Origin of the sequence: Streptomyces sp. NPDC059092, from assembly GCF_042756365.1 — a bacterium.
Classification (GTDB): domain Bacteria; phylum Actinomycetota; class Actinomycetes; order Streptomycetales; family Streptomycetaceae; genus Streptomyces.
In genome coordinates, this window is record NZ_JBHZEJ010000054.1 from 20,839 (window position 1) to 40,193 (window position 19,355).

Below are 19,355 nucleotides of genomic sequence, written 5' to 3' on the forward strand. Positions count from 1 at the left end.
GGGCGGTTCGACCTCCCTCGGCTTCAACGGCGCCTGGAGCGGCGGCAACACCGCCCCGAGCGGCTTCACGCTCAACGGCACCGCCCGCGCTACGTCGTGGCGGGCACCCGCACCTCGTCCCGTACCCGCTCCTCGTCCCGCGCCCTTACCCGTACCTCGTACGCCTGGACGGCGGCCTCGTCGTCGTCCAGGCAGCGGCCGGTCGCCAGCTCGAAGCGCTGCTTGAGCAGCGGGGACGCCACGAAGAACCGTCCCTCGTGCGTGCCGGTCAGGCCGCGGGAGAGGACGTACGCCCCGGAGAACGGATCCCGGTTGGAGACGGCGTACGGCCGCCCCGACCGGTCCAGGAACAGCGCCACCTGGCGGCCGTCCGGGAGCAGCGCGGCCACCCCGCGCCCCGGGGTGAGCGCGGGCAGCTCGCAGACGGGGAACCACTCGTCGTCCCCGAGCAGCACTTCCAGCGTGTCTGATGCGGTCATCGGGCGGTCGCCCCTTCCAGGGTGAGGAAAACCAGGTCCGGCTTGACCTGATCGCGTTCCGGTACGAACTTCACCGACGGGTCCGGCGCGTCGGGCGCGTTGACGAACGAGACGAACCGCCGCAGCCGCTCGGGGTCGTTGATGGTCTCGGCCCACTCGTCGCGGTACCCGGCGACATGCGCCGCCATCAGCGACTCCAGCTCCGCGCAGAGCCCCAGCGAGTCATCGACCACCACGTCCCGCACATGGTCGAGACCGCCCTCGATCCGCTCCAGCCACGCGGACGTACGCTCCAGCCGGTCGGCGGTCCGGATGTAGAACATCAGGAACCGGTCGATCAGCCGCACCAGTCCGTCGTCGTCCAGGTCCTGCGCCAGCAGATCCGCGTGGCGCGGGTCGGCGCCGCCGTTGCCGCCGACGTAGAGGTTCCAGCCGTTGGCCGTGGCGATGATCCCGAAGTCCTTGCCACGCGCCTCCGCGCACTCGCGCGCGCACCCCGACACCGCCGACTTCAGCTTGTGCGGCGAGCGCAGCCCCCGGTAGCGCAGCTCCAGGTCGATCGCCATCTTCACCGAGTCCTGCACGCCGTAGCGGCACCAGGTCTGCCCCACACAGGACTTGACCGTCCGCAGCGACTTCCCGTACGCGTGCCCCGACTCGAATCCCGCGTCCACCAGCCGCGTCCAGATCAGCGGCAGCTGATCGACGCGGGCACCGAACAGGTCGATCCGCTGGCCGCCCGTGATCTTCGTGTAGAGACCGAAGTCCCGGGCCACCTCACCGATCACGATCAGCTTCTCCGGGGTGACCTCGCCGCCGGGGATCCGCGGCACGATCGAATACGACCCGTTGCGCTGGATGTTGGCGAGGAAGTGGTCGTTGGTGTCCTGGAGTGCGGCCTGCTCGCCGTCCAGCACATAGCCGCTCACCCCCAGCGCGGGGGCGAGCGAGGCGATGATCGAGCCGACGGTCGGCTTGCAGACCTCGCAGCCGTCACCGCCGCGCGCGCCCTCGCGGCCGTGCGAGTCGAGCAGCCCGGCGTACGAGGTGAAGCGCAGGGTGCGGACGATCTCGTACAACTCGCTCCGGGTGTACGGGAAGCAGCCGCACAGCCCCTTGTCGGCAGGCCCGTTGCCGCTCGCGGCCAGCAACTGGCCGATCACCTTGACGCAACTGCCGCAGCCCGTACCCGCCTTGGTGCACTTCTTCACCTCGGGCAGCGACGAGCAGGCGCAGACGGCGCCCTTGCTGACGTTGTGGCAGCTACAGATGACGGCCTCGTCCGGCAGCGACTCCGGACCCATCGCCGGTGGCGCGCCGAGCCCGGCCGGCACCACCAACTGGGCCGCGGGGACCGGCGGTACGCTCCCGGTGAGGGGGCGCAGCATGCCGTACGCGTCGGCGTCCCCGACGAGCACACCGCCGAGCAGCGTGCCTTCGCCGTCCACCACGAGCTTCTTGTAGACACCGGCCTGCGGGTCGGAGTAGACGACGTCCAGCGAGCCGGGCGCGGCCCCGTGCGCGTCACCGAACGACGCCACGTCCACGCCCAGCAGCTTCAGCTTGGTCGACAGATCGGCGCCGGTGAAGCCGGCCCCGTCCGCGTGGGCCCCGTCCGCCGCGAGGACGTCCGCGACCGTCGTCGCCATCTCGTACCCGGGGGCCACCAGCCCGTACACCCGGCCGTCCGACGCCAGCGCGCACTCGCCGATCGCGAAGACGTCGGGGTCGGACGTACGGCACTGCGCGTCCACCGCCACACCGCCGCGCTCGCCGACCGTCAGCCCGGCGTCGCGGGCGAGCTGGTCGCGCGGGCGCACGCCCGCCGAGAAGACGACGAGATCGGTGTCGAGCACGGAACCGTCCGACAGCGCCATGCCCGTGACGGTCCCGTCGGCGTCCGTCGTCACCTCCCGCGTCCCCACGCCCGTGTGGACGGTCAGCCCCATCGACTCGATCGTGCGCAGCAGGGCCGCGCCACCGCCGTCGTCGATCTGCACGGGCATCAGCCGGGGGGCGAACTCCACGACGTGCGTGGCGAGCCCGAGCCCCTTCAGCGCACCCGCCGCCTCCAGACCGAGCAGCCCGCCGCCGACGACCGCGCCGGTGCGGGCCGTCATCGCGTACTCCTCGATCGCGAGCAGATCCTCGATCGTGCGGTAGACGAAACAGCCCGTCGCGTCCTTGCCCGGCACGGGCGGTACGAAGGGGTACGAGCCTGTGGCCAGCACGAGCGAGTCGTAGGCGAAGACCCGCCCGGCCCGCGAGGTGACCGTGCGGGCGGCGCGGTCCACGGTCTCGGCCGGGTCACCGACGTACAGCTCGATGGAGTGGCGCGCCATGAAGTCCGGCTCGCCGAGGGTGAGGTCCTCGGGCGTACGGCCGTCGAAGTACGAGCTGAGCCGCACCCGGTCGTAGGCGGGGCGCGGCTCCTCGCAGAGCACGACGACCCGGGCCCGCCCGGTCACGCCGCGTTCGGCCAGGGCCTCCAGGAACCGCTGGCCGACCATTCCGTGGCCGACGACCACGATCGTGGGGGTGGACATCTCGGGGGCCTCCATCGGTAGGTCGTGGCTGGAAGCCTGCGCGGTGGCTGTTACCCGGCCGCATCGCCGCCGTTTCCCGGACGGAACGCTGCGCTCAGCGCGCCCGGCGCGCGGGTGTGAGGGGGCGCGGGAGGGGGAGCGGGCGGGAGCGCGCCGGCGGGCCGGAGGGCGGCGTCAGCGGGCCGGCTATGTCGTTGGACAGGCCATGTATTCCGTCCATAAGGTCGCGAGCATGCCCGACATACCGCTGACCGTGCTGCTCCTGCTCTGTCTCGCCGCCGCCGCGGCGGGCTGGATCGACGCCGTGGTCGGCGGGGGAGGGCTGCTGCTCCTGCCCGCGCTGCTGCTCGGGCTGCCGCACGTCCCCGCCGCACACATCCTCGGCACCAACAAGGCGGTGGCCATCGTCGGCACGACGGGCGCGGCGGTCACGTACGCGCGCCGGGCGCCGGTGGACGTGGGGACGGCCGTACGGATCGGCCTCATGGCCCTTGCCGGGTCGATGACCGGCGCGTTCTTCGCGGCCGGGATCAGCAGCGAGACGCTGCGCCCGGTGATCATGGTGGTGCTGCTGGGGGTGGCCGCCTTCGTGATGCTGCGGCCGTCGTTCGGCCGGGCGCAGGCGGGCGGCCCGGTGGGGCGGCGGCGTACGGTGCTCGCGATCGTGCTGGTGGGCGGCGGGATCGGCTTCTACGACGGGCTCTTCGGGCCGGGCACGGGAACGTTTCTCGTACTGGGGCTCACCGCCGTGCTCCACCTGGATCTGGTGACGGCGTCCGCCACCGCGAAGATCGTGAACGTCTGCACGAACGCCGGCGCGCTCGCGATGTTCGCGTACCACGGCACGGTCCTGTGGCAGCTCGCCGGGCTGATGGCGGTCTTCAACCTGGCGGGCGGGATGTTCGGCGCGCGGATGGCGCTCAGGAAGGGCAGCGAGTTCGTCCGCGGGGTGCTGCTGGTGGTGGTGTTCTCGCTGGTCGCGAAGCTCGCGTTCGACCAGTGGACGGCGTGACGACCCTTGCTTCGCCCCGGCCGCCCGCCGTGCCTCAGATCCGGTCCCACGCCACGCCCTCGTACACCTCGCGCACCGTCTTGAGCAGTGCCTCGTCACCCGGCAGGACCGTTCCGTCGATCCGGGCGACCGGTGCGATCCCGATCGAGTTGGTGACGAAGGCGGCCCGGTACGAGGAGAGCCCCGCGAGAGTGACCTCACGGCGCTCGGAGGGGAGCCCGGTGCCGAACAGCTCCCGGGTCGCGGAATCCAGCCGGGCGAGTTGCTGGGCGAGGCCGCGGGTCCTGCCGTTCCTGACCTGGAGGGCGGTGAAGTGCCCGTACGAGTCGAGCGCGCGCAACCGCAGGTCGTCGGCGGTGGCGGGCCGCCCGTCGACCTCGGTCACAAGCAGCGGTGAGGGGGGCGTCATACCCTCACCGTATGCCGGACGGCCTTGCGGGGGAGAGATGGGAGGTGCGGGCGGGGCCGGAGGTGTGGTACCACCGGTGGGTGTGTCAGGTACGTACCGTACGGGGCGGCTGACGCCACGGAACGTGCCGGAATGTACCGGAACACGCCGGCCGATCCACGCCCGTGCCCGCGCCCGCGAAGGAGTCCCGTCCGTGCCCTTGCCCCCTTCACCTTCGTCTCCCGAGTATCTGACCGTGCTGACCACGACCGACGGCGCCGGCAAGGCGGAGGAGCTGGCCCGTGGCGTGATCGAGGCGCGGCTCGCCGCCTGCGCGCAGATCTCCGCGCCGGTCACCTCCGTCTACCGCTGGCGGGGCACGGTCGAGACCGCTGAGGAGTGGCAGATCCTCTTCAAGACGACCGCGGACCGCTACGACGCGCTGGAAGGGCATCTCCGGGCCGCCCACGACTACGACACGCCCGAGATCATCGCCACGCCGGTGGTGCGGGGGAGCGCGGAGTATCTGGCGTGGCTCACAGCGGAGACCACCGGAGCGTGACGGCGGTCGCACCGGACCCGTGCGGCGATGTCCCGTTCGGCGGCGCGTCCGAGGGGCGGCTGCCGTTCTTCGTCTACGGCACGCTGCGGTGCGGCGAGCACAACCACGGCCTGTTCCCGCGCGGCCGTACGGTCCGCGAGGAGCTGGCCCGGCTGACGGGGGCGCTGCTGTACGAAGGGCCCGGCTACCCGTACGCGGTCGAGGACCCAGGCCCCGTGAACGGCCCAGGCCCGGTCGTCGTGGGTGAGCTGGTGACGGCGGAGGACGACGTGTACGGCGAACTGCTCGCGGTGCTGGACGAGTTGGAGGGGTTCGGGGCGCCGGGTGATCCGCGTAATCTGTACGAGCGGACCGCCCGCGACGTCCTGCGCGCCGACGGCACCACGGCCCGGGCCTGGGTGTACTGCGCGGCGCCCCGGGTGGCGCGCGAACTGCGGCGCCGGGGGCGGCTCATCGCCGGCGGCGACTGGATCGCGCACCTCACTGTGGATCCGTGACGTCCCCTCCTGTCCTCTTGGGGCCCGTTCTCGTAGCGCCTGTTTCCGTGGCGGGCGCCCCCGTGGCGCCGCTCCGGGTCCGGGCGTGGTCCAGGGCCTCCGCCACCCCCGGCTCGACCGGCCCGAGGAACGTGGGCTGCCGGTCCGTGACGGCGTCGGCCGCCGCCTTCCCGGCGGCGAAGATCTCCCGTACCGCGCCGTAGTACCACGTCGTGTCGCGGGGCTCCGCGACCCCGACGCCGTACGCCTCGATCCCCGCCGTCCCGCAGAGCGCCACCGCGCGCCGGACATGGAAGCCCTGCGTCACCAACAGCGCACGCTCGACCCCGAAGATCTTCTTGGCCCGTACGCACGAGTCCCAGGTGTCGAACCCCGCGTAGTCGCTGACGATCCGCCGGTCGGGCACGCCGCGCGCCACGAGGTAGCCGCGCATGGCGTCGGGCTCGTCGTACTCCACCCTGCTGTTGTCACCGGTGACCAGCACGACCTTCACCTTGCCCGCGCGGTACAACGCGGCGGCCGCGTCCAGCCGGTGGGCGAGATACGGCGTCGGCCGGCCCTCCCGCAGCCCGGCGCCGAAGACCATGGCGACGTCCCTGGCCGGGGCGTCCGCCACCGTACGGACCCGGCCGTCCGCGACCGCGTACGTCCAGCTCGCCGGGGCCAGCGCGAACACGCAGACGAGCATGGCAGCCTGCACGGCACGCCGTCGCCGCAGGCGCGGCTCACCCAGCAGAGCCTTCCACCGTCTCAGCGCCTTCGGCGCCCACGCCGTCAGTGGTTTCGGCGCCTTCGCAGGTCTGGGCAGCGGCATGGTCCCTCCCGAGTGGTCCCGGCCCGGTGGGTCCGAGCGGCCACCTTCCTGTACGACGATCAGCGGCGCCGAATGGTTCGCGTACCGCCCTGATGTCCCGGTGCGGGTCCGGTGGCCGGTGGCGGAGGTGTGCGGAAGCGCTCCCGGCCTGATCAGCCGACGGGTATCTCCGGCGGTGACCAGGCCGCCAGCAGCAGCGCCTCGGTCGCCGCCGCCGTGTAGACCGACGCCGCGAGCCAGGCCAGGGCGAAGCCCTCGGGATCGGCGGGGAGCAGCCGGCCCAGCACGTCATGGCGGCGGTCCGCCGCGGCCTCGGCCAGGGCGAGGGCGCGCTCCGCGCCGGTGGTCAGGCCCACGGCCCGCAGCCGGCGGGGGAGTTCGTCCTCCACCGCGGCGGCGGACACCGCGCGCCCGCCCGCCACCGCGCGGTCCACGGCCCGGCGCAGCAGATCCAGCTCGACGGGGAGCGCCGGCCGCGCGGCCGGCGAGGACGGCCCGGGCCGCGCGTCCCTTACGGCGGGGAGATGCGAGCGGTTGAGCCGACGCAGCCCCAGATCCGCGCGGACGGGCTCCCCGTCGTGGCCCGTCCAGGACGCGGCCAGTACGTGCACGAGGTCCGGGCGGTCCGGTACGACCCGGGCGACGAGCCGCAGCGCGAGCCCGGGGCGCGTGGCGAACAGCGCCAGGTTCTCCGCGTACGGCAGCTCCGGTCGCTCGTCCGGGGCCGCCAGCCGCAGGACGGGCCCACCGGACACGGCGAACCCCGCGCCCGCGCCGCGGTGCTCCGGGCCGGTGACGGTACCGTCGAGGAAGAGCAGATCGCCGCCCGCGCCACGGGAGTCGAGAGGCTCGGCCAACCAGGCCAGCGCCGCAGCCAGTTGCGCCGCCGGTGCCCGCTCCCAGAGTGCGGCGAGCGGCGCCTCCCGCCACCCCGCCCCCTCGGCCCGTACGGAACGCACCTGCCCGCCCCCGCCGATCCGCCCGTCCGGCGAGACGGTCGGCGAGGTCAGGATCACCCCGCCGCCGTCGCCCAGCTCCCGCAGGGTGATGGCGCAGCCGCCGGGCAGTGGGGTCCCCGACGCCTGGAGGGCCCGGCCGGGCCCTCCAGGCGCCACGTCCGAGCGGGTACGGAGCGAGCCGTCCGGGGCGAGCGCGTACACGGTCGCGCCCGCGTATCCGGACGCCGTGACGACGGGCTCGGTGAACAGCCCGTACAGCCGCAGCGGCCCCTCGGACCGGTAGTCGCGGCGGGCGGGCGCCGTCGCGTCGGCGGGGCGGCGCACCAGATCGAGCAGTTCGGCGAGTTCGCCGGAGAGCGCGGAGAGCCGGAACGCCGGATCGTCGGAGCGGGCCTCACCGAGCTGCCGCGCGATCCGGACGGCGGTCGCGGCGGGCCGGGACAGCCCGGCCAGGCGCGCGGAGTGCGCGGCGTGCAGCAACTCGGCGCGGTGCACGGCGCCGGACCCGGCGACACCCGAGACGAGCACGGCGGTCGCGGCATCGCGGAGGGCCCGCAGCGCCCCGGCCTGGACGGCGGTGAGCGGAGACCCACCTGCCTCACCGGCCCCGCCTGCCGCACCGCTGTCACCTACGCCACCGGCCCCGCCTGCCGCATCGCCCGTGCCTGTCGCACTGACCCTGACCGCCTCACCGGCCCCGCCTGCCGCACCGGCCTTCGCCGCCTCGGCCACCTCCGCCCCTGTTCCCTCTGCTCCCGCCGTCTCGCCGTCCAGGGCGAGGGGGGCTCTGGACAGAACAGCCGCGCGGTGCAGACAGGCCGGGGCCAGCAGGCAGTCGCACACCGCGCTCTCCGCGTCGGCGACGATCCCGCCCGTCATCCGCAGCGTGACGGCGGTGTCCTCCGCGACCCGGACGAGGACACCTTCAAGGGTGGCCTCCACCGGCCAGCCGGCCGACTTCGCGACCGCCCCGTCCACCCGTTTGCGCAGCCGGGCGGGCAGCAGATCGAGCGCCCCGGCCGCCACCTCGGCGGCCACGGGCGGCAGTACGGCCGCGGGTGCCGGTACGGCCGCGGCCGTCGCGGGGCCAGTGGCGGAGTCCGTCATCGGTGTGTCCCTCCTACTTGTTCGCCGACCCAGCGGGCCAGCTCCAGGGGGCTCAGCGCCGCGACCGGCATGCCCGCCCCCACCAACTGGCCCGCCACGCCGGCCGAATAGCGCGGCCGTCCCTCGTCGTCCAGCGAGGCGCAGCCCAGGACACGACAGCCGGAGTCGACCAGCGCCCGTACCTCGGCGAGCAGCGGGGAGACCGGGCCGCCCTCCTCGAAATCGCTGATCAGCACGGTCAGCGTGCGGGACGGCACGGTCATCAGCTCACGGGCGTGCCGCAGTCCGCGCGCGATGTTCGTGCCCCCGCCGACCCGGACCTCCAGCAGCAGGTTCAGCGGGTCCTCCACCTGGTCGGTCAGATCGATCACTTCGGTGGAGAACGCGATGAAATGGGTACTGACCGCCGGGACCCCGGCCAGGACGGAGGCGGTGAGCGCGGCCCAGATCGTGGACGCCTCCATCGAACCCGAGACGTCCACGACCAGGATCAGCCGCCAGTCCGCCGACCTACGGGCCCGGGTACGGAAGACGGGCCGTTCGGGCAGGACCGTCACGGCGCCGGTCTCCGCGTCCCGGCGGGCCGTCGCCAGATTGGCGCGCAGCGTACGGGAGAGATCCAGCGGGCCACCGGGACGGCGGGTCGGGCGCGGATGCGCCAGCCCGGTCAGCGCGGGGCGCATCCTGGTGGCGAGCGCCTCGGTCAACTCGGCGACCAGCCGCGCCACCAGCGGCCGCAGCCGGGCGAGCTGTTGCTCGGGGAGACCGCCCGCGTACGACAGGACCGTACGCAGCAGCTCCACCGAGGGCCGGGCCGCCGCCGGGTCGAGTTCGAGGGCGGCGTCGAGCCGGCCCGCGTCGGCGGCCGCGGCGAGCACCTCCTCGCGTACGCCGGGCCCGAACAGCGCGGACAGCTCCTCCGACCAGGACCGCACATCGGGGTACGAGCTCCCGTTCCCGCCCCCGTTGCCTTCTCCGCCCCCGGTCCGCTCCTCACTCCGGGAGCCCTCGCCGCGCCCGTACCCGTACAACTCGTCGAGCGCCCCGGCGATCCGTCCGGCGTGACCGCCCAGCCCCCGCCCCTTGCCGAGCAGCAACCGCCACCGGTCACCGGCGCCAAGAGCCGGCTCCGCACCCGCTGCGGCGCCCTCCGAGGGGCCCACCGCGGCGAGCCCCGTGGCCACGGAAGACCCTCGCCCCGGCATCCCGGTCGCCGCGCCCTGTTCCGCCGCCGGCACCCCGGTCTCCGTAGTCGTACCGCCCCATCCCCTTGCAGCCAGGGCCTCCCGGCCCGCCAGGTCGGCCGAGGCGAGGAGGGCGAGCGCCGCAGGGTCGGAGAAGGCCGACGGGAGGGTGCCCGTGGCGAGGCCCGTACGGTCCCGTACCGCGCCCAGCAGACGGGACCTGGCGGCGGGGGAGAGGATGTCGAACCCCGCCCGCAGCGCGGGAAGCCGGTCGAGGAAGGCGCGGTCGGGCAGCGACTCGACCCGCTCCAGCAGCGGGTCCAGCGCACGGCCCGTCTCCAGCAGCGGGCCCGCCGCGAGCAGCGTTCCGCGCAGGAAACCCGCCAGATCGGCGCGGAGCGAGGGCGTGGTCGCGCCGTCCACCCGGGACGCCACGCGCACGCCGAACTCCGTCACCCCCCGCAGTCCCAGCAGCACCCGGGCCGCCCCCGCCGCGCCCCGGATCAGCGGTGTTCCCTCGGTGTCGAGCCGCCGCAGTGCCGCGTCGAGCCGCAGTCCCCCACCGCCTCCCGGTGCGCCGGCGCCGAGCGTCGCGGTCGCCCGGTCCGCCAGGGACACCAACGCGCGCGCGTCCGCCGGGTCCGTGGAGCCCGCCAGTCCGTCGAGCGCCCGCACTCCGGCCGTGGCCAGCTCCTCGTACGCCGCGTCGAGCGCCGCCCGCTCCCACCCGGTCGGCAGCCCCGGCAGATGGCCCGACCTGATCCGGTCCAACAGAGCGAGACCCGCCAGCAGTTCGGGCAGGGTGCCGGACTCCGGCAGCAGACCGGCCGTCTCCGCCAGCCGCTCCGACGCCAACCCGGGCAGGCCGCAGCGCGCCGCCTCCGTCAGACCGGCCAGCACCTCGGCCGCCGTCGGCCCGCCCGCGCTCCGTTCCGCCGCACGCCGTCTGCGCAGCACCCCGGCAGCCGCCTGATCGAGGGTCACCCCGTGCACGCCCGCCAGGTCGAGCACCGCGGCCGTCGACGGAGTCCAGGCCACCACCCAGCGTGTGGTCAGCGGGGCCGCCTCGCCCACGCCCGCCACCTCGCCCTCCTCGCCGTACGGGACCCGGCAGGCGGCCAGCCGGCGCAGACACACCTCCCGGCGCCGGTCCAGCGCGCCGCGGTGCCCGTCGAGGCGCAGCTCACGGCGGCCCGGGTCGCCCGGGGCCGGCAGCGACAACGCGCCGAGCAGCGCCTCGACAGCCGGCCCCAGCCCCGAGCGCGGAGTGCCGGGGGCCGTCCTGCCCTGCCGTGAGCCGACCAGGACCTTCTCCATGGCGGCGGCCACGGCCCTGCCCCGCCCGAGCAGTCGCCCCTGGGTGAGCACGGTCTGCACCGCCTCCACCAGCTCCCCGCGCCCGGCGGCGGGCAGCCCGCGCAACGCCGCCAGATCCCTGGCGACCCGGACGACCTCACGGGTGTCCACCGGCCCGCTCGGATGCCCGGCGTCCCGTACGGCCGCACAGATCCGTACCGCGCTCGCCGTCAGCAGGTCATCCAGCAGCGCCCGGTCCCCGCCGGCGAGAAACACCCCGCGCTGCCACTCCGGATCCCGGATCCCCGCCGGGTAACCGGACCGCTCGTCCAGCAGCGCGTACGTGTACGGCACGAGCGAGGTGACCACTTCCCCGGCGCCCGCGCCCCCCGCCGCGCCCTCCACGGCCCCATCGGTGTCCGCTCCGTACGCCCCGTTCGCCCCGGCGCCGCCCGGCAGCAGCGCGGGCGCGTGGAACGCGCCGATCACGGCGGCCGTACGGCGGCCCCCGTGCTCGGCCAGCCGACGCCGCATGTTCGCCTCACGCCGCAGGTCGTACGGGTCCACCGCGCCCGCGTCGGCCCGCAGCGCCCAGCCGGCCAGCAGCGCGGCCCGGCGCAGCGCCTCCGCGCCGGAGCCGGGGGCCGCGGCCTCGACGAGCCGGTCCCACAGGTCGTCGCCAGGCCGTCCCCCGGCCCGCGCCCGCAACGCGGCGGTGAGCGTACCGGGAACCGGACCGGCTCCCCGTTCACGCTCCCCCGTCTCTGCTTCTTCCGCTGCCCCTTCCGCCTTCCGGCCGTGTCCCGGTACGCGCGCCGTCAGCGGCAGGTCGAAGGCGACGACCTCCACCCCCGCCTCCCGAGCCCAGCGGATCGCCGCCAGCTCCGGCGAGAACTCCGCGAACGGCAGGAACACCAGGCCCTCGCCCACCCCGTCGCCCGAGCCACCCGGTGTGCCCGAACGGCCCGTGGCGCCCGCCAGCGCGACCGGCGGCACCGTCTCCGGATCGGCGAGATACGGCAGCCACGGCCCGAACTCCTCCGGCAGCTCCACGAACAGCACCTCCGGCGCCGCCTCCGCCAGCATCGCCGGCACGGCCGCCGCCAGCGCCGGGGAGTGGTGCCGTACCCCGACCAGATACGGCTCCCGGCACCCGGCGAGCGCGTCCAGCGCGCCCCTGACCCCCGCCTCAGCCCAGCTCATCGCGCAGCTCCCACAGCGTCCGCCACAGCGGAGCCCCCGCCTCCGCACGGCGCCGGACGGGGCCGTCCCAGTACCCCAGCAGTCGCGCGTGGTCGGCCGGGTCGTCCTTGCGTACGGTGCCGAGCAGATGGCCCGGCAGGGTCCGTACGACATCCCGGCCCTCGCCGAGGTAGGCCGCGCCCAGCCCCATCGACGTGGCCACGTGGACCGCTTCCGCCGTCGACATCACCGTCGAGGGGCGCTCGATCTCCCACCCCTCCGCGCTCCGGCCGGTCCGCAGCTCCCGGAACGCCGTCACCAGCGCTTCGAGCACCGTGTCGTCCACCAGCAGCTCCGCGCCGCCGCGCTCCAGCGCCGCCGTCGCCTGGGCGCGCACCAACGCCGTCTCGGCCTCCGGATCGTCGATCGGGCCGACCGTCTCGAAGTTGAACCGCCGCTTCAGCGCGGCGGACATCTCGGAGACTCCCTTGTCACGGAGGTTGGCCGTGCCGATCAGGGCGAAGCCGGGCACCGCGTGCACCGTCCCCTCCGCGCCGTCCCCGCCCGCCAGTTCGGGCACCGACATCCGGCGCTCGGAGAGCAGCGACACCAGGGCGTCCTGCACCTCCGGCAGCATGCGGGTGACCTCCTCGACCCGGGCCACCGCGCCCCGCGTCATGGCCATGAGGACCGGGGAGGGCACCAGGGCGTCCCTGCTCGGGCCCTTGGCCAGCAGCATCGCGTAGTTCCAGCCGTACCGGAGCTGGTCCTCGGTGGTGCCCGCGGTGCCCTGCACGGTGAGCGTGCTGGAGCCGCAGACGGCGGCGGCCAGCAGTTCGGAGAGCATCGACTTGGCCGTGCCCGGTTCACCGACGAGCAGCAGCCCGCGCTCGCCCGCCAGCGTCACCACGCACCGCTCCACCAGCGACCGGTCGCCCACGAACTTGCCCGGGACGACGAGCTGTTCGCCGTCCGGGGACCGCAGCGGCTCGCCGCCCGAGCCGCAGACGAACAGCACCACCGCGCGCGGCGTCAGCCGCCAGCTCGGCGGTCGCGGTCCGGTGTCGTACGCCGCCAGGAACGCCAGCTCCGCCGCGTAACGGTCCTCCGGAAGCTCCACCTGCCGCCCCGCCCGAGGACCCGGCACCGCCTGCCGCACGCCCCCGGCCCCCACGGTCACGCCGCTCTCCGTACCCATCTCCCCGCCGTCCCTCTCCGTGCCCTTGTCCGAACCCACGCCGCCCGTCGCCGCGTCCGTCATCGCCGGCCTCCCCGGCGGCCGCGGCCGCCGCGGCCCTGGAACTCCTCGTAACCCGGCACGTCCCCCTCGGTGACCCGCCGCCACGCCGCCTCGAACATCCGCTCCACCGGCCGGTGGCCGACCACGAACCCCGATATGTCCGAGGCCGACAGCGCCGTCTTCCAGCTCTCCGAGGGCAGCCGCGGCGCGTGCGCCTCCAGCCAGCCCCCGGGCAGGAACAACGACCGCCCCGCCCTGGCCCTCTTGGCCTCCACCACCAGGTCGGTGGCGGCCAGTTCGGCCCGCGCCTTCTTCATCCGGGCGGGCTTCCAGCCGGTCCAGGCGGTCTGATTCCGGTCGGTCGGATCGGGCAGCGCGAGCAGCATCAGATAGAGCGCCGCGGCGTCCTGCGAGAGTCCGAACCGCTCGACCGCCTCCGCGACCAGCTCCGGCACGCTGTGGCAGGGATTCTGCTGCGCCCCCGGCGCGCCGTCGGCCGAGGCCAGCTCCATGAACTCCTCGCTCAGCACCGCCCGCAGCGCCGCCAGCCCGGGCGCGTGGTCCGCCGTCGCCGCCAGCAGCTTCAGATCGGGATGGTCGGGCCCGCCCACCTCCGTATCGCCGGACCCGCCCGCCGCCCAGGCCGCCGGGAGGACGGCCGCCGGGCGCACCCAGATCTCATCCCCGCCCCTGCTGTACCGCTCCGGTGTCAGCACCAGCGCCGGGGTCAGCTCGAACAGCTCCTTCTCGTCCGCCCCGCGTTTCGGTGCCACCCCGTGGGCCTCGCGCAGCCGCGGCGCGACCGGATCCCACGCCGAGTCCCGGTCGACGCCCAGGCGCAGCAGCAGACCCGGGTCGGCGAGCCGTTGGCGCACCATGCGTACCGTCGTCGGCAGGACGGCGCGCAGCGGGTCCCCGTACGGCAGCCGGTACGCCAGCCAGCGCACCGCGTCGACCAACTCGTGCAACACCTTGCCCGTCAGCAGCCGGTGCGGCTCGGTCGCTTTCAGCTCGCCGTCCACCATGCGCTGTTCGGTACGGCCCGACAGCGCGTCCAGCAGCTCCGGGTTGAGCGCGTCGCTCACCGCCGCGCCGCCGCCGTCCTCGGCCACCATCCGCCGGATCAGCGACGCCGGCATCGCCCGCCGCCGGCCGCGCGCGGCGATCCACGCGTCCGCCGCCGGCTCCGCCGCGAAGCCGTCCGTCCACAGCTCCGCCACCCGCGCCGGATCGCCTGGCAGCAGCAGCGCGGTGTACGCGCTCAGCTCCTCCGTGCTCAGCGCGCCCAGCGCGGCGCGCCCCACCTGGGCCTCGGCGCTTTTCGCGGCCAGCGGCTCCAGATACTCGGCGGTCAGGATGCCGTTGCCCTGGTAGCCGCCCAGCCCGGGGGAGCCGAGCTGGAACAGAGCGGCGGCGACGCTGGTCGTCCCCACCCGGTCCGCGAAGTCCAGGGCCCACTCCGGCCGGTACGGCAGCGGCCCGCGCTCCCGCACCAGCTCCACCAGACGACGTATCACGGGCGCCCGCGCCGGGTCGTCGGCCGTGCCCAGCACTTCGGACGCCGCGATCGTGGAGCCGTCCCAGCCGCCGAAGGCCCCCGAAGGGTCGTACTCGACGGCATGCCAGAACGCGTTCTCGCCGTCGTCGCGCACATGGCCGAGGACCAGCAGCCGCCTCGCCCCCGCGTGCCGTACCTCTCCGCGGGTCGCCTTCCCGTCCCCCTTCGCCGGGGTACGCAGTTCGGCGGTGCGCAACCGGCCGCGCGGGTCGATCAGCAGGGCGTCACCAGCGTCCTCGCCTCCGGCGGTTCCGGGGGCCGAGGAGCCCGCGGCCTCCACGGAGAGTGCCGCGTCCAGGAACTCCAGCAGCGCGGCGCGCTGTTTCTCGTCCGTACGGGGCGAGGCGGCGCGCACCGCGAGTGCGGCCATGCCCACCCCGCCCAGCGTCGCCCACCCCACGTTGGTCTCCTTCAGAGCGGTACGCCCCGGGGCCGCCTCCGGCGCAGTCATCTCGCGCATGAGCCGGACCTGTTCGAGGACCGCCGCGTTCTCCCGCGACGTGAACCAGTAGTGGGAGTACGGGTTCAGGACGAAACCGCTGAACGCCTCGTTCAGCACCGCGTCGAAAGCGTGCAGCACCTCCGGCTTCCGCCGCGCGTCCGAGCCGTCCTTCGCGGCCCGCGCCGCGAGGGTCCGTACGCGCCTGCCCTGGCGCGCCGCCTCCACCAGCAGCCCGGCGACGCCCGCCGCCAGCGCCGGGTGGGTGATTCCGGGCAGCAGTTCGCGCACGGCCACCTCGGCCTTCGTCTCCGTCTCGGCGTGCGTTCCCTCACCGACCGCGGCCAGCAGCGCCGCCGCGTCCTCGTCGGTCACCACGCGCAGCGCGGCCGAGCCCCGTTCGTCACGGGGGCGCAGGGCGTGCCAGTGGTCCAGCGGCGGCACCAGCGGGGTCCCGGCGGCGTGGACACCGCCCCGGCCGCCCGCTTCCACCTTGGCGAGATGGACGCCCCCGGCGTCGTACAGATCGATCCGGGAGTGGTATCCGGTCGTCTCCCGAGGGTGCAGTACGGCGCCACCGGGCAGCCGCAGCGGCGGCACAGGAAGTCCGGCGCGGGCATACCCGGGGAGCGTGCCCGTCGGCAGCGGCACGGCCGGGCTGCGGCTGCCGTCCACCGAACAGGCCGTCACCGTCCCCGCCTTGGGGTCGTAGGCCACCCGCCACCCCAGCAGCCCGTCCTTGGTGCCGAACGGCGAGGACTCCTGACCGGGCTGCACGGGAAGCAGCCGGCACGCGTGCTCCACCAGCTGTACACCGCCGCCCGTGAGCGCCCCGTCGAAGAAGCCCGGCACCGAGATCCGGCCCCTGCGGGCCGACTCCGGGTCGTACTCCCACCACTGGTTCGCGTGCAGCACCCAGACGGAGATGCCGTCCGAGGCGACCGGGCGGCGCTCCGACGCGAACGAGGTGTCGCCCACGTACACCGGCCGGCCGCCGTAGCAGCGCCCGCCGTCGGGCAGTTCGAACGACGGTTGGCTGTCCGACCAGTGGTCGGACAGCCCGCCCGCGGGCTTGAAGGCTTCGGCCGGACGCCCTGACCACACGGCCCGCCGGTCGTCGCCGTGCCCGTGGACGACCAGCCACTGGCCGCCCACGTAGTGGACCGTCGCCCCGTTCCAGGCGCGGGACGACGCGGTCGGCAGGGTGAGGGTCCGCCGGTCGACGACCTCGGTGGGCCCCACCGCCACGGCCTCCGAGTTGAGGCGCACCACCAGGGCGGGCCACGCGTCCCCCACCCGGTACCAGGTGTCCGCCCCGTAGCTGTACCGCCGGCCCGACGTCTTCGGTTCGACCTTGCCGAGTCCCGGCAGGGCCTCCTCCAGCGCGGGCCAGCCCAACTCGTCCAGAATGCCCGCGCGCAGCGTCCTCGCCAGGGCGGGGGCGGGCGAGACCGCCGTGATCCGGGCGACCGCCTCCGGCGCGGTGGCCAGCACCTGGTGCGACGAGAAGCGGCTCAGCCGCCCCAACAGGTCGTCCAGCTCCGGCAGTCCGAAGGGCCGCGAGAGATCGTCGGCCCGGTCACCGAGCCACCCCGCCAGCGCCGTGCGCAACGCCGGGTGGGCGGCGATCCCGGCGAGCCGCTCCGTGGCGTCCCCAGTCTCCGCGGCCTCCTCCACACCGGCCCGCAGCAGCGGGGCGAACCGGGGGTCGGCGGCCAGCGCCGCCAGGTCCCTGGCCCCTTCGGACCGGTCGGACAGCCACTCGCCGAGGTGGAGGCGGCGGTCGTCCTCGGTGGGACCGGTGACGGGCACACCCCACGCCAGACACGCGTCGAGCAGATCCAGGTCCGCCCTGACACGCCGTCCGTGGTTCCTCAGCAGCCGCACCGGCGTGCCGTCCGCCACCAGCCGGTCCACCAGCCGCTCCACCAGGGCCAGTTCGGCGGGAATCCGCCGCGTGTCACGCCAGCCGCGCCCGCGGTGCCCGGCCCACGCCGACAGCCACTCGGCGGCCGGAACCGTCCCGTGCACCAGGAGGCCGACCGCGCCGCAGCGGTCCAGCAACTCCAGCCAGGAGGCGTCGAACTCCTCCGGACGGTCACCGCCCGAGGTGGGCGTCAGCGCCAGTAGCCGTTCCCGCACCGAGCGGTCCTCGGCCGCGACGGCGGCCAGCGCGGGCAGCGCCGACTTCCAGAAGCTCGCGGCCGCCCTGTTCATCGGGCCCGTGTGGATGATCTCCTGGAGCAGCGACCGCTCCTCGGCCGCCGCGTCCAGTCCCGCGCCCTTCGCGAGCCGCCGCAGATCCTCCAGCATCCCCGCGTACGGGGGCAGTCCTGCCGCGCACCGCTCCAGCGAGACCGCCCGGAACTGTCCGTACGCCTCCGCGGGCGACAGCCGGACCGTCAGCGCCCTCGCGTGCTCACGCAGCGCCTTGCCACTCAGCGCGCCCGCCCCCGCGAACTCCAGGAACACCTCACGCAGCCGCTTCTCGTCCACCTCCAGCGCGTGCCGCTGCTCCGCCGCCCGCGCCTTGCCGAAGAACACCGAGGCGTGCTGACGGGACTCGACGCCCAGGAAGAGCCGCGCCACTTGCTCGTAGTAGGTGGGCAGGAAGTGCGGGACGGACCGGTCGAGCCGCTCGCCGATCTCGTCGAACCCCTCCTTCGCCAGCCCGGGTTTGGTGGCGACGAGCCGGGTCAGCCGCTCCATCTCCTTGACCACGGCGAGCGCGTGGTGCCCGTTGCCCGGGTCGTTGACCAGCGCCCAGGCGGGGAAGCCCAGCGACTGCCGCCTGACCCGGCCGACCGGCTCCGCCTCCGCCGCGCCGAACCCCAGGTACTCCAGCGACAGATCCTCTGCGGCCCCGATCGCCTCGGGCACCAGCCGGACCACCGCGCGCCCGTCCAGCGCCGGGTGTTCGTACGCCCGCGCCGTGAGCACATCGCCCTCCGCGCTGCCCCCGTACGGCAAGACCCCTCCGGCGTCCAGCAGCACCTTGGCCGGCTTCCCGGCCGGACCGGCCGACCCGTCCGGCTCGCCCGGAGCCTGATTCTCCGGCGGTCGTACGTCGCTCACAGCGCCTTCTCCTCGTCGCTCTCGACCACGCGGCCCGCGTACACCAGCGCGGCCATCCGCTCGCCCTCGGACCAGGCGACCGGCCCCACCTCGGCGAGCGGCAGCCGCCGTCCCGCCGTGTCACGCCACTCCAGCGCCCCCGTCACGGTCTCCCCGTCGGGGTAGTCGTCCCCCAGCCAGTACGCCGCCTCCAGAGCGCGGCCGTCCTCCACCAGCGGACAGATCGCCTGGCCGCCCCGCACCCGGTAGCCGAGCTGGACCGCGCGGGCCGTGGCGTGCCGGAGCTGCGCGAACCTCCCGTCGGCGTACGCGCGCCACACCTCCGCCCCGGTCGCCCCGGTCGCGACGGGACGCCCTCCGCCCTCCGAGAGGTCCGGCCGCCGCCACACCTCGCGGAAGAGCTGCTCCGCCCCCTGCTCGACGCCCAGCTCCGCGGCGAACTCCCGCAGCTCCGACAGGTCGTCGAGGAGCACCGGATGGGGGAGCAGCACCGTCTCCGTCTCCGCCGGGTCCAGCCGCACCGAGTCCCCGTCCAGATCGACGATCCCCAGCCCCCGCACCGGATCCGCGTCCCGCAGGAAACCGGCGCGCGCGGTGTCCGCCGAACCGTCCGCGGCCACCGGCGCCACCACCAGATCGCGCAGCACCGCCTGCCACGCCGTGTCCGGCCATACCCGCGCCAGCAACGCCACCGGCACCGGCAGCGACCGCACCAGCCAGCCGTCCACCTGCTCCCGGCACTCCCGCTCGTGCCGCTCCAGCCACTCGGCGAGCTGCCGCAGCCGTACCACCTCGGCATCGTCCCTGAGCTTGGGCGGCACCTGCTTCAACGCCCGCCCCGCGGCATTGCGGCACACCACCTTCGTGCCGTCCAGCGCGACGGCGTACCCGCCCGTCGTCTCGATCCAGCCCACGGCAGGACCCCCTCCCCGACCTCTGGTTTCCGAACTGAGATCACAGTAGGTGACGGGTCTGACAACGCCCGCCGGGTGCCTGTGAGGTGGTGGAAAACCCCCG

12 protein-coding genes are annotated in these 19,355 nt (G+C 74.8%); 3 read left to right on the forward strand and 9 right to left on the reverse strand.

What is annotated here, in order from left to right; all coding sequences use genetic code 11:
- Positions 1-89 precede the first annotated feature (89 nt).
- Together nirD and nirB are read right to left on the reverse strand one after the other, a co-directional pair.
- On the reverse strand, positions 90-479 hold the full coding sequence (gene nirD / locus ACFXPL_RS26525) for a nitrite reductase small subunit NirD (RefSeq protein WP_384924208.1): 390 nt from the start codon (positions 477-479) through the stop codon (positions 90-92).
- Positions 476-3,025, reverse strand: a complete 2,550-nt coding sequence (gene nirB / locus ACFXPL_RS26530; RefSeq protein WP_384924210.1) for a nitrite reductase large subunit NirB — start codon at positions 3,023-3,025, stop codon at positions 476-478. The genes nirD and nirB overlap by 4 nt, the downstream gene beginning before the upstream one ends.
- 232 nt (positions 3,026-3,257) lie before the next feature.
- Between nirB and ACFXPL_RS26535 the strand changes: the two genes are divergently transcribed.
- Positions 3,258-4,037 carry a sulfite exporter TauE/SafE family protein gene (locus ACFXPL_RS26535; RefSeq protein ID WP_384924212.1) on the forward strand — a complete coding sequence of 260 codons (780 nt, stop codon included), beginning with the start codon at positions 3,258-3,260 and terminating at the stop codon, positions 4,035-4,037.
- A 34-nt stretch (positions 4,038-4,071) separates the two neighbouring features.
- Here ACFXPL_RS26535 and ACFXPL_RS26540 read toward each other — a convergent pair whose 3' ends face one another.
- Complete coding sequence (locus ACFXPL_RS26540; RefSeq protein ID WP_384924214.1) at positions 4,072-4,446, reverse strand: hypothetical protein; 375 nt, start codon at positions 4,444-4,446, stop codon at positions 4,072-4,074.
- A 193-nt stretch (positions 4,447-4,639) separates the two neighbouring features.
- Between ACFXPL_RS26540 and cutA the strand changes: the two genes are divergently transcribed.
- Both cutA and ACFXPL_RS26550 read left to right on the forward strand, forming a co-directional pair.
- A complete protein-coding gene (gene cutA / locus ACFXPL_RS26545; protein WP_384924216.1) occupies positions 4,640-4,987 on the forward strand; it encodes a divalent-cation tolerance protein CutA in 348 nt (115 codons plus the stop codon).
- 59 nt (positions 4,988-5,046) lie between these two features.
- Positions 5,047-5,484 carry a gamma-glutamylcyclotransferase family protein gene (locus tag ACFXPL_RS26550; protein WP_384924251.1) on the forward strand — a complete coding sequence of 146 codons (438 nt, stop codon included), beginning with the start codon at positions 5,047-5,049 and terminating at the stop codon, positions 5,482-5,484.
- On the opposite strand, the gene ACFXPL_RS26555 is transcribed toward ACFXPL_RS26550, so the two are convergent.
- The 6 genes from ACFXPL_RS26555 to ACFXPL_RS26580 all read right to left on the reverse strand — a co-directional run bounded on the left by ACFXPL_RS26555 (position 5,468) and on the right by ACFXPL_RS26580 (position 19,252).
- Entirely contained in the window at positions 5,468-6,298 is an 831-nt protein-coding gene (locus tag ACFXPL_RS26555) for a vancomycin high temperature exclusion protein (protein ID WP_384924217.1), read from the reverse strand. The genes ACFXPL_RS26550 and ACFXPL_RS26555 overlap by 17 nt on opposite strands.
- A 152-nt stretch (positions 6,299-6,450) precedes the next feature.
- Positions 6,451-8,364, reverse strand: a complete 1,914-nt coding sequence (locus ACFXPL_RS26560) for a hypothetical protein (RefSeq protein ID WP_384924219.1) — start codon at positions 8,362-8,364, stop codon at positions 6,451-6,453.
- On the reverse strand, positions 8,361-12,047 hold the full coding sequence (locus ACFXPL_RS26565; RefSeq protein WP_384924221.1) for a DUF5682 family protein: 3,687 nt from the start codon (positions 12,045-12,047) through the stop codon (positions 8,361-8,363). Before ACFXPL_RS26565 ends, ACFXPL_RS26560 begins: the two co-directional genes overlap by 4 nt.
- Positions 12,034-13,224 carry an AAA family ATPase gene (locus ACFXPL_RS26570; protein WP_384924253.1) on the reverse strand — a complete coding sequence of 397 codons (1,191 nt, stop codon included), beginning with the start codon at positions 13,222-13,224 and terminating at the stop codon, positions 12,034-12,036. Before ACFXPL_RS26570 ends, ACFXPL_RS26565 begins: the two co-directional genes overlap by 14 nt.
- 59 nt (positions 13,225-13,283) lie before the next feature.
- Entirely contained in the window at positions 13,284-18,338 is a 5,055-nt protein-coding gene (locus ACFXPL_RS26575) for a hypothetical protein (RefSeq protein ID WP_384924223.1), read from the reverse strand.
- Entirely contained in the window at positions 18,335-19,252 is a 918-nt protein-coding gene (locus ACFXPL_RS26580) for a DUF4132 domain-containing protein (protein WP_384924225.1), read from the reverse strand. Before ACFXPL_RS26580 ends, ACFXPL_RS26575 begins: the two co-directional genes overlap by 4 nt.
- Positions 19,253-19,355: the final 103 nt, after the last annotated feature.